Annotated in this window: 10 protein-coding genes and 5 pseudogenes; 10 read left to right on the top strand and 5 right to left on the bottom strand. The window is 67.3% G+C overall.

Going from position 1 to position 9,450, the window contains the following annotated elements; translation table 11 throughout:
- Positions 1-120 precede the first annotated feature (120 nt).
- The 3 genes and pseudogenes from ACFWY6_RS41140 (at position 121) to ACFWY6_RS41130 (ending at position 1,604) form a co-directional block, all read left to right on the top strand.
- Positions 121-636 (top strand): annotated as a pseudogene (locus ACFWY6_RS41140) (hypothetical protein).
- A 53-nt stretch (positions 637-689) separates the two neighbouring features.
- Positions 690-984 (top strand): annotated as a pseudogene (locus ACFWY6_RS41135) (SPFH domain-containing protein); the annotation flags it as partial.
- A gap of 137 nt (positions 985-1,121) precedes the next feature.
- A complete protein-coding gene (locus ACFWY6_RS41130) occupies positions 1,122-1,604 on the top strand; it encodes a hypothetical protein (RefSeq protein ID WP_384701726.1) in 483 nt (160 codons plus the stop codon).
- A 523-nt stretch (positions 1,605-2,127) separates the two neighbouring features.
- Here ACFWY6_RS41130 and ACFWY6_RS41125 read toward each other — a convergent pair.
- On the bottom strand, positions 2,128-2,532 hold the full coding sequence (locus ACFWY6_RS41125; protein ID WP_384701720.1) for an FKBP-type peptidyl-prolyl cis-trans isomerase: 405 nt from the start codon (positions 2,530-2,532) through the stop codon (positions 2,128-2,130).
- A 224-nt stretch (positions 2,533-2,756) separates the two neighbouring features.
- On the opposite strand from ACFWY6_RS41125, the pseudogene ACFWY6_RS41120 reads away from it, so the two are divergent.
- Positions 2,757-2,870 (top strand): annotated as a pseudogene (locus ACFWY6_RS41120) (IS5/IS1182 family transposase); the annotation flags it as partial.
- 255 nt (positions 2,871-3,125) lie between these two features.
- Here ACFWY6_RS41120 and ACFWY6_RS41115 read toward each other — a convergent pair.
- Positions 3,126-4,430, bottom strand: coding sequence for a sulfatase-like hydrolase/transferase (locus tag ACFWY6_RS41115; RefSeq protein ID WP_384701717.1), 1,305 nt, complete (start codon positions 4,428-4,430; stop codon positions 3,126-3,128).
- 56 nt (positions 4,431-4,486) lie between these two features.
- Here ACFWY6_RS41115 and ACFWY6_RS41110 point away from each other — a divergent pair, with 56 nt between their 5' ends.
- Entirely contained in the window at positions 4,487-4,687 is a 201-nt protein-coding gene (locus ACFWY6_RS41110) for a hypothetical protein (RefSeq protein ID WP_384701714.1), read from the top strand.
- A gap of 48 nt (positions 4,688-4,735) precedes the next feature.
- Here the strand turns inward: ACFWY6_RS41110 and ACFWY6_RS41105 are convergent.
- Positions 4,736-4,825: pseudogene (locus ACFWY6_RS41105) on the bottom strand (hypothetical protein); the annotation flags it as partial.
- Positions 4,826-4,944: 119 nt separating this feature from the next.
- Positions 4,945-5,082, bottom strand: a complete 138-nt coding sequence (locus tag ACFWY6_RS41100) for a hypothetical protein (protein WP_384701723.1) — start codon at positions 5,080-5,082, stop codon at positions 4,945-4,947.
- Positions 5,083-5,178: 96 nt separating this feature from the next.
- On the opposite strand from ACFWY6_RS41100, the gene ACFWY6_RS41095 reads away from it, so the two are divergent.
- The 5 genes and pseudogenes from ACFWY6_RS41095 to ACFWY6_RS41075 all read left to right on the top strand — a co-directional run bounded on the left by ACFWY6_RS41095 (position 5,179) and on the right by ACFWY6_RS41075 (position 8,912).
- Positions 5,179-5,349 carry a hypothetical protein gene (locus ACFWY6_RS41095; RefSeq protein ID WP_384701711.1) on the top strand — a complete coding sequence of 57 codons (171 nt, stop codon included), beginning with the start codon at positions 5,179-5,181 and terminating at the stop codon, positions 5,347-5,349.
- Between the two features lie 83 nt (positions 5,350-5,432).
- Positions 5,433-5,609, top strand: a pseudogene (locus tag ACFWY6_RS41090) (PEP/pyruvate-binding domain-containing protein); the annotation flags it as partial.
- 499 nt (positions 5,610-6,108) lie between these two features.
- Positions 6,109-7,032 (top strand): IS110 family transposase, encoded by a 924-nt coding sequence (locus ACFWY6_RS41085; RefSeq protein WP_384701708.1) that lies wholly within the window; start codon positions 6,109-6,111, stop codon positions 7,030-7,032.
- 403 nt (positions 7,033-7,435) lie between these two features.
- Positions 7,436-8,278 carry a hypothetical protein gene (locus tag ACFWY6_RS41080; protein ID WP_384701705.1) on the top strand — a complete coding sequence of 281 codons (843 nt, stop codon included), beginning with the start codon at positions 7,436-7,438 and terminating at the stop codon, positions 8,276-8,278.
- Positions 8,279-8,381: 103 nt separating this feature from the next.
- Entirely contained in the window at positions 8,382-8,912 is a 531-nt protein-coding gene (locus ACFWY6_RS41075) for a hypothetical protein (protein WP_384701703.1), read from the top strand.
- A gap of 221 nt (positions 8,913-9,133) precedes the next feature.
- Here the strand turns inward: ACFWY6_RS41075 and ACFWY6_RS41070 are convergent, their stop codons facing one another.
- On the bottom strand, positions 9,134-9,271 hold the full coding sequence (locus ACFWY6_RS41070; protein ID WP_384701700.1) for a hypothetical protein: 138 nt from the start codon (positions 9,269-9,271) through the stop codon (positions 9,134-9,136).
- Between the last annotated feature and the right edge of the window lie 179 nt (positions 9,272-9,450).

Raw genomic sequence — 9,450 nt, 5'->3', positions numbered from 1 at the left:
GCACCACCCGGCGTGATCGTCGGTCCTACTTCTGATGGCCCGTGCTCCAACGTCCACTGGCCGAATGCCGAAGCACCCATGGCGAGCAAGTAGAACAAGGGTGCCAGGGAGGCCAGTGACATGACGCGGTTTCTCCGTCTCGGCATTGCGGGCCTGGTCGTGCTCGCTCTGTCCCTGGCGCTTGACGGAGTCCTGGAAGGGCTCTTCGACGGAGTCGGGGCGCTGGACGGAGTGTTCGACGGTCTGCTGTCGCTGTCCGTGACTGGGGGGCTTCGTGTCGATGCTCGGATTCGGCGGCGCGATCGTGCTCGGCACCACCGAGCTCGGCGCCGTGGCCGCCACCGCGGTCGGCACCGGAGCAGGAGCCGGCACCGGCTGGCTGACCTGGAACTCACCCGCGCTCTGATGCGGGACCAGACCGCTGGGACACCGCGGGGCGGCGACCTCGTCGGCACCGCGGGCACCGTGGTGACCGCCATCCCGGCCGACGGCTACGGCGAGGCGCTGCTCCAACTGCCTGTCCAGAGCAGGAAGTTCGCGGCGAAGAGCCCAACCGCTGTTGCCCGCGGTGCCGAGGTGTGGGTGGCGGACATCCTCTCGCCGACCTCGGTCGAGGTCCGCTCCGTCGACCGCTGACCACCGTTCCACCCGAACCACCCGAACCACCACCAACCGACTGCCGTCCCCTGCAGAAGTTCACCCTCGACCTGTCCTCGCGGCACATCCCGGTCGCCGTGGGTGGCGCGGTCACCCTGCGGGGCGTCAAGGCGCACCTCGAGGGCGTTGCCATCGTCAAGGTGGGCGGTGCCGAGGGCTCGATCCGTGCCGCTGCGCAGCGGTTTCTGATGCAGCAGGACGGCATCGTCGGTTCACGCAGGAAGTGCTCTCCGGCGCGCTTCGCTCGATCGTGGGGCGGATGTTGGTGAAGGACGTCATTCGCGACCGCACGCGTTCGCGGGGCAGGTCGCCGCGGCGGCCCGCAGTCAGGAGGTGCTGGGCGAGCAGGAGAAGATGCCGTTCCCAGTCCGGCACAGGTTGTCCGGCTCCTCGCGGCAGTTGCTCAACAGCGCGGGCGCGGCCCTCACCTGGAGGCGTTCTTCAGCTGCATGTACTACGGGGCGATGCGGCCGGCGGAGGTCATTCACCGCCGGCTCGACCGGTGCCACCTGCACAAGAGCGGGTGGGGGATGCTCAATCTGTCCGGCGGTGTCGTCACTGCAGGCAAGGACTGGACGAACGACGGCGCGGTGCACGAGGTGCACTCGCTCAAGCGCCGTGCGGCTACCGCGACCCGGCCTGTGCCCATCCCGCCGCAGTTCGTGCGCATTCTCCGTGCACACATCGATCGGTTCGGTGTGGCGCCCGACGGTCGCCTGTTCCGGAACCAGACCGGCAACTACGTGGACGCGGCCGCGTACGGTACGACGTGGGCGCGGGCACGTACGCAAGTACGTCCTGACCCGCACGGAGCTCGCCTCCTGAGGTCCTCTTTCGCCACTACGCCAAGTTCCTGGACGGCGTCCAGGGAGCAGGCCAACCGCCTCATCGAGCAGTCCATGGCGGAGTGGGACCGCGTCAGCCGGGGCTCGGTGCCAGAGGAGTGAGCCGGGGCTTTGGTCCGTGACTGGTCCGGAAGAGCTGGTCAGGAGCGGGATAGCGGTGGGAGGGACTGGGAGTTACCACGCAAACCGGTCCTGGTCCCGGTCCCGGTCCCGGCGCCGAGCGGAGCGAGCGGAAGACGCCTGACGGGCAAAAGCCCAGGTCAGGCGCCGTCTTTCGCGCCCTTAGAAGAAGCCGAGCTTCTTCGGCGAGTACGACACCAGCAGGTTCTTCGTCTGCTGGTGGTACAGCGGCTGCACCCAGCCTGGCCGGTGAAAACGGCGGTAGCTGTGGCTCTCGGGAGGTTGCTGGTCCGGAGATGGTCCGGATCTTGGCGCGCGTGGTGCTGGGGAGGGCAGGTTTGGGGTGCAGAGGGGGGCGGGACCGGTCGGGCAGGCTCGGAGTGTCCGCCGAGAGGATCCGACGTCGCTTCCGTGCTGGTGAGGCCGAGACGGATTGCCGAGAGGAGAGAAGAAGCCGTCCACGAAGTGCCAGACGCCGTCGATGCCACAGTCGTGCGCAGGGGCGCTAGGCGTTGCTCCACCCGGCTGTGCTGGAATACGAGGCCAGCAGGTCCACCACGAAGAGGAGGGGCGAGCCCGCCGGGATCAACGGTGATGGCGACTGATTGCCGTAGCCGAGACGTGGGGGAATGATGATCTCGCGCCGACCGCCGACCTTCATCCCTTTCACCCCCCGGTCCCAGCCCTTGATGACCCTGCCACCGCCCAGGGCAAACTTGAACGGCTCGCCCCGGTCCCAGGAGGCATCGAACTCCTTCCCGGACTCGAAGGTCACCCCGACATAGTGGACCCTGACCACCATGCCCGGCTCCACCTCGGCCCCGTCCCCGACGACCAGGTCCCGGATGGTCAACTCGGTAGGAGCGTCACCCTCCGGAACGTCGACCTCGGGTTTCGTCAGTTCACTCATTGCACCCTCATCGCTCTCCGTCGAATGCTCTCCGCACGGGCCGGCCGGACACATGACACCCCATGCGGCAGATGGACACGCTACCGGGAGTGCCGAATCCGCCTGGAGGTCGCTTCCCATGTTGCTGGCAACGCCGCTCGGTGCCCCCGGTCAGGGACAGACGTGTCGGACCGTTCAGCAGTCGACAAGGTGAGAGCGGAGTCTTTGCGGGCAAGGGAAAGCCCATGGGCCGGATGAAGAACTACAAGATCCTCCGCGACTGCCGGCAGCACGGCGACGGCCTCCACCACGCGGTCCAGGCTGTCGCCCAGATGCACAACCTCGCCCTCGCGTCATGACCAGAGAACCGCGTTCACGGGCCCTGACCTGCCCGAACACGGGCTTGTGCAACACCCTTTAGGCGTGGACGCCGCCTGGGTACAGCCGCTGGCCTGCCATTGGGATCAGCTACTGGCATCCGACGGCTTCGCCATCCTGGAACGGAGGCGATGGCGACACGGTGTCCAGGTCGAGGCGGGCCAGGGCGGCCTCGACGGCGGCCGGACGGTCGGCGTGGTTCATCAGTGGTTCTCTTGTGTGGGTGCGGGTCTCGTTCAGGGCTGGGCGGGTGCGGCCGGGGTGGGCAGGGCCACGTCGGGTCGGCGCGGGTCGGGGTCGGCCGGGATGACGTCGGAGGTCTCCACCAGCCAGCGCAGCACGGCGTCGTGCAGGCGCCGTTCCACGTCGGTGTGTTCGGGGCGGCCCGCGAGGTTGGTGCGCTCGGGCGGGTCCTCGGCCCGGTGGTACAGCTCGGGCTGCTCGTACAGCCGCCACACGTACGTCCACTCCTGGTCCCGGACGGCGACGACCTTGCCCGCCAGGGTCGGATCCTGGTGCTGGAGCGCGGACTTCAGGTCGTAGGGGAAGTCCGCGCGCTCCATCTGCGGTTCCTCGTCGACGGTGAATCCGCCCTCGGTGAAGGCGAGTTCGCGGTGTGGTGCCGAGGAGTCGCGCAGCAGTGGCAGCATGCTGCGGCCGAAGTGGCGGTGAGGTGCGGGCGCGCCCGCGAGGTCGAGCACGGTGGGCAGGACGTCGACCATCTCCACCATCGCGTCGCACTCCTGGCCGCCTTCGCCGAGGCCGGCACCGCTGATGATCAGCGGGTCGCGGGTGATGCAGTCGTACATCGCCGACGGCCACTTCTCGATCACTCCGTGGTCGCCGAGGTATTCGCCGTGGTCGGCGAAGAAGAGGGTGACGGTGTCGTCCGCCGCGCCGGTCTGCTCGACTGCCCGGGTGATGCGGCCGATCTGGTCGTCTAGGCGGGACACCATGCCGTAGTAGGTGGCCACGACCTCGCGCCACTGTTCGGGGGTGACCTCGCCCAGGCCGTGGGCTTCGCGGACGGCGCGCAGGTAGCGCGGTTCGCCGGAGGGATCACCGGGCGGGGCCGGGTCGGGCACCGCGTCGCGGTCGAACCGGGAGAACCACGGCTCCTCCACCTGGAACGGGCAGTGCGGTGCCACCAGTGGCACGAACAGCACCCAGGGCCGGTCCCGCGGGGGCTCGCGCAGCCACTGCTCGGCGGTGCGCACCGCGGCCTCGTCGGGGTCGATCCGGCCGTCGTCGGGGACCCGGCCCCGGTAGAACAGGCGGGACCAGACGCCCTCCGGGTACTCCCCGTCGTAGAGCCGGGTGGGCCAGGTCGAGAAGCCGTACTCGTCGACGCTGGACTCGGTGACGCCGGGCGCGAAGGTGTCGCCGCGCATGCCGGCCCAAGTGACGTGGTATCCGGCGTCCTTGAGGATGCGCAGGAGGTTCGGCTCGTGGTCCTTGAGCAGGTGGGTGAGCGTGCGGTGGCCCGCGGTGTGCGGGTACCAGCCGGTGAGGATCGAGGCGCGGCTGGGCGCGTCGCCCATCCGGTCGGTGGCGCGGATGGACTCGCGGAAGTTGGCGTGGAAGAAGTACGCGCGGGGTGGCGTTCGGCGAAGACCGACACGGCGGCGGTGTAGTAGCCGCCGAAGCCGAGGCGCTGGCCGAGCAGCGGCCGGTCGGGCTCTGGGCCGTGTCCGGCGTCGAGCCGGAACTGCGCGGCGGGCCCGAAGTGCCCGATCACCCCGTTGGTGATGCCGAACTGACCACTTGTCAGGGCGGTACGGGACGGCAGGCACGGTGAGTCGGAGCAGTAGTAGCGGTCGAAGGTGACGGACCTGTCGGCGAGCTTTTGCAGGTTGGGGGTGGTGGGCCGGTGATATCCGTACGGGGTGGTGTGGTCGGCGCGCAGGGTGTCCACGTCGACGTAGATGATGCGCATGTACGGCTCTCTGGAGGGGATCGGGCAAGGGGGGATCGCCACGTGGCGGTGCGGCTCGTCACGTGGTGCGGAAGCGGTATGGGGTGCTGGGGTGTTGGGGTTTTGTAGGTGTGGCGGGGTCAGCGGCCGAGCCGCGCCTCCAGGCGGGCCTCGGTGAGCTGGAGCCAGGCGATGTAGGAGGCCGTGAACGCGTAACCGTGCTCGTGGGCCATGGTGTGCACCTCTCGGGCCCAGTCCGCGTCGAGGCCATCGATCACGGACCTGGCTCTGCTGCACCTGGAGTCCTTCGGGAACCCCCGGGCGTTCTCGCGGACGGCGCGAGGTGCTACGACTGTGCTCAGACAGGCAAGACCGTGCAGGCCGTGGCTGTGTGCCGCCACTGCGGATGCGGGGCGTGCACGGACCATGTGCGCGTCAGCGGTGAGGAAGCTCGGCGTGTGGCGGGCATGGGGCTGAGCCACGGCCCGCGCAGCGCGCGCCACATGACCTGTGTCGTCTGCCACGAGGCGGAGTCGCCCAGCTAGGCCGGAAGGGCTACTGCAACCGGCTGCTCGACCGCACGTCCTCTGTCGCTCTCTGTCGCTGCGAGGCTGTGAAGGACATCGGCATGAACCAGTACGTGTACGTACTCGATGACGGCAACCGGGAGATGACCAGTCTGCTCGGCGGCAAGGGCGCGAACCTCGCCGAGATGACGCGCATCGGGCTGCCCGTCCCGCACGGATTCACAGTCACCGCCGACGCCTGCCGGGCCTTCCTCGAAGCAGGCGCGGAACCGCCAGGGTGGAAGTGTCTGGTGCGTGGCTGAGTTGGCCCGCACCTGGTCCGGATCTTGGTGAGTAGACCGTAGTGCTAGCGAGTGGGCCTCGCGGTACCACATGGCACAGGTAGGCAGAACCGTCTTCTGACGTCCACGTGGTCCAGTTCGACGTCGTTCACGCGGGTTTGGTCTTGGTGGTCCAGGTGCGTCGACGCTGTTGGTGACAGCCATGTGACAGGTGAGGCCCCTGCCGACCGGGTGCTGCTCATATGGATGCGGCGTCTTCGAGCGTAGCGAGTGCTCGCCGTGAGGAGCGCTGTTGCTCGGCTACCTGTTGCGAAACGGTCGCGAAGGACCGGCCTGTGTCAGTTCCACGATGCCCCAAGGGCCGGGACTGAGCATTCCCCCTGTTTCCAGGTGGGAATGCTGTGACGGGCGGGAGGGTCGGTGGGTGCTGTCCCGGGTCTGGGGTCTGACTCATGACATCTCTGACCGGAGCGTCTGAATTTCGCAGTGTCGGCTGTTGGCCGGGGATGGTGCGTTGTCGGTGCCGGGCTGGCGGGGTGTGTCTGGCTCCTACGGGGCGTCCCTGTCGCGCTATCTGCTGGCGCAGGGCGTCGACGTGTTGGACTTGAACCGGATGGACCGGGCGGATCGCCGGCGCCGCGGTAAGTCGGATCCGCTCGATGCCCAGAACGCGGCGCGAGCCGTGCTGAGTGGCCGGGCTCGTGCCCGGGCCAAGGCGGGTGATGGGCCGGTGCAGATCGCCCGGATGTACAAGCTCACGAAGGCGTCGGCCGTCAAGGCCCGCACGCAGGCCATCAACCAGCTCAAGGCCGTTCTCATCACTGCCGATCCAGCTTTGCGGGAAGAACTGGCCGGGCTGGGCAATGCCGAACTCTTCCGTACCTGTGCGGGGTTCGCCCACGTGAGCAGTCGCGAGGAGGTGGGCGAGGAGTCGGTGCTGCAGGCCACGAGGATCACGTTGGGTCTGCTGGCTGACCGGATCGGCCAGCTCTCCGAGCAGATCCGGGAGGTGGACGCTCGTATGGCCCGGCTCGTGGAGTGCCATGCCCCGCAGCTGTTGGAGGTGGTGGGGATCGGCCAGGACACGGCCGTTGCTCTGCTGATCGCGGTGGGGGACAACCCGGAACGTCTGGGCAGCGAGGCGTCGTTCGCTGCTTTGTGCGGGGTCAGTCCGGTCGAGCGTTCCTCGGGGCGCCGGCAGTTCCGCCGCCTTAACCGTGGCGGTGACCGGCAGGCCAGTGCTGCGCTCCACCGCATCGTGTTCACTCGCCTACGGGTAGACCCGCGCACCCAGACCTACTACGAGCGCCGGATCAAAGAAGGCAAGACCCGGCGCGAAATCGTCCGGTGTCTCAAGCGCTATGCGGCTCGGGAGGTCTTCCACCTCATCGGACAGCCACAGCCAGAAGCCCGTGCATAGGGGATGTGTGCCAGAACAGGCGGTGCACGCGCGGATTGGAGGTCGGCACTGCTTGCGTCCGGCGGACCTCCGGCTGACCTTAGAACCGTCCGCAGCGTAGGTGGAGGACTCGACGCGCACCATGGCGGCGCCGAGCGCTACGTCAGCCTCCCCGATGGTCTCGTCTTGTGGCTGTCTGCCCTGGAACTCTGGTGGATGCAGGCACAATGGATCGCACGTTGTTGCGGGCGTGGGTTCTGGGGAGGGCGTTGTGGAGTTCAGAAAGAGAACGCTGGAAAGGCTTGGCGATCTCATTTGCGGAAACCTCGGTTCGGACGCCCCCGCCCCTCGGGGGGACGCTGAGCCTCCGTACTTTCACTACCGGTCGAGCAGATACATCACCGAGTTCTTCGGGGACCTCGACATGGACTGGGAACACGACGGGTCAACTCGGCATCGCTGGGTCGCGGGCGTTCTTGAGCGTCTGTTGGCGGAATCGCACGACGGGCCCGCGCACCCTCCGGAGTCCTTCTGCCGGGTGATCGACCACTTGATGGACCCGGCCGATGCCCTCAATGAAGGGCGTGACCGTTCTAACGCCTTGCGGCAGTTGAATGACGTGCTGTCCCGTGAGGGCTTTGATGCCTTCTACAGCGAGGATGGGCATTGCTATCTGCAGCACCTGGGAACGAAGACGGTCTCGACGTTGGCCAAGAACCCACATCGTCCCCTAAGCGTCGCCGAAGTGCAGCGGCGTGCGGGCCTCGCTGCGTTCTTGGACTCCTGCAGTGAGGATGAGCTCATCGAGGAGGTGCTGCTGCCGTTGTTCCGGCAGCTGGGGTTCCACCGGATCACCGCAGCCGGGCACCGGGACAAGGCGCTGGAGTACGGCAAGGACATTTGGATGCGCTACACGCTGCCAATCCAGCACTTCTTGTACTTCGGGATCCAGGTCAAGCGCGGCAAGCTGGACGCTACTGGGAGGTCCAGGGCCGGCAACGCCAACATCGCCGAGATCCATAATCAGGCGCTGATGATGCTGGCGCACGAGATCTTCGACCCGGAGACCAACCGACGCGTCCTCGTCGACGATGCATTCATCGTGGCCGGCGGGGAAATCACCAAGGCTGCGCGCAACTGGCTGGGCAACGCGTTGGATGCGGCTAAGCGGAGCCAGATCATGTTCATGGATCGCGACGACATCCTGAACCAGTACGTCGTGAGCAGCCTGCCGCTTCCCGCTGGCGCGTCAGCGGCACCACGTTGATGTCGCTTCACGGCCAGTGTTGCCGGCGGGGTGCGCAAGGACAGTCCCCGTCAAGCGTAGCGCACGCCTGGATCAATGTCTCTTCAGCGGTGGAGAATCACAGATGGATGCAGCGATAGCCGGGCTCGTCGGAGCCCTCGGCGGCGCCGCACTTGGAGCTGGGGGAGCATGGGGCGCAGCGCGCATCGCACTCAAGGGAGCGATGTATCAGGCTGATAGGCAGGCCGCCAGCACGCATGAACAATGGCTGCGGCAGATCCGCCGTGAGGTCTACGCCAGGTTTCTGTCGCAGGCCAGGGAACTCGTCGCCGTCATGGACGAGTCGATGCATCAGGACTATCCGTGGGAGTCTCTGTCCGGTGAGTTCCGGGAGCGGGTGCGTCGTGAGGTGAGCACTGGATTTGCCCGAGTTGAGCAGACCGCACAAGAGATGATCCTGGAGGCGCAACCCTCCTTGTCGGGTCTGGTCGAGAAATTCCTCGACGCAGCGGACGAATTCCAGACGTTCATGATTGGCGAAGGGGCGGAGCTTGAGGGCAGCTCGCGAATGCTGGCCCGGTGCACCCGTCAAGCGAATGAACAACTGCGGCTCATCGTGCTTCAGGCGCGGGAGTCTTTGCAGGGGTCAATCTGACGCTGAGGGTGGTCGGACTGAAGGCTGGCCCGAAAGTGGTGTGGCGGCTGGGTGCTGGCTGCGCGTTCTCGGGGTGGCCTCAGCGGGTGACCCTTTCGACGGGGGCATCCGGGTAGGCGGACAACTCGATTCCTTGCTGACAGAATGCCCGCCGATCCCACAGGAGTTCGAGGTGGCTGGAGAGGGCCCCTCATTCTGATGTGATGTGCTGGGGCGGCCGTTTACAGCGAGAACAGTTCTTCCTGGTAGTTCTGGACGATGTCCCGGCGCGGATAGAACAGGCCGAGCAGCATGAACGTCCTGGGGCGCTTGGCCAGGTTCCCGACGAAGCAGTGGACGACGTGGTCCGGCGCGAACATCCGGGTGAACCAGCGCTCCCGCAGTTTCAGACGTTGACGCCGAAGTCGGACGCGATGCCGGACAGACCGGACGCGTAACCCTGGCCCGTGGGGGGGGCGCTAGCCCCAAGCCCCGGCGGGGGCGGGGGCGCCCGGACTAGAGAGCGGTCGCGGGGGGGGGCGGGGGGGCAGTGGGGGTG

The organism is Streptomyces sp. NPDC059037, assembly GCF_042740015.1.
Taxonomy (GTDB): domain Bacteria; phylum Actinomycetota; class Actinomycetes; order Streptomycetales; family Streptomycetaceae; genus Streptomyces.
Note: the sequence above shows the minus strand (reverse complement) of the source record. Positions and strands in the feature narration are given on the sequence as shown.

Coding starts and splice junctions, on each gene's coding strand:
- ACFWY6_RS41080 (WP_384701705.1), top strand. CDS start 7,436: ATGGACTGGGAACACGACGGGTCAACTCGGCATCGCTGGGTCGCGGGC.
- ACFWY6_RS41130 (WP_384701726.1), top strand. CDS start 1,122: ATGCGGCCGGCGGAGGTCATTCACCGCCGGCTCGACCGGTGCCACCTG.
- ACFWY6_RS41070 (WP_384701700.1), bottom strand. CDS start 9,271: ATGTTCGCGCCGGACCACGTCGTCCACTGCTTCGTCGGGAACCTGGCC.
- ACFWY6_RS41125 (WP_384701720.1), bottom strand. CDS start 2,532: ATGAGTGAACTGACGAAACCCGAGGTCGACGTTCCGGAGGGTGACGCT.
- ACFWY6_RS41115 (WP_384701717.1), bottom strand. CDS start 4,430: ATGGGCGACGCGCCCAGCCGCGCCTCGATCCTCACCGGCTGGTACCCG.
- ACFWY6_RS41075 (WP_384701703.1), top strand. CDS start 8,382: ATGGATGCAGCGATAGCCGGGCTCGTCGGAGCCCTCGGCGGCGCCGCA.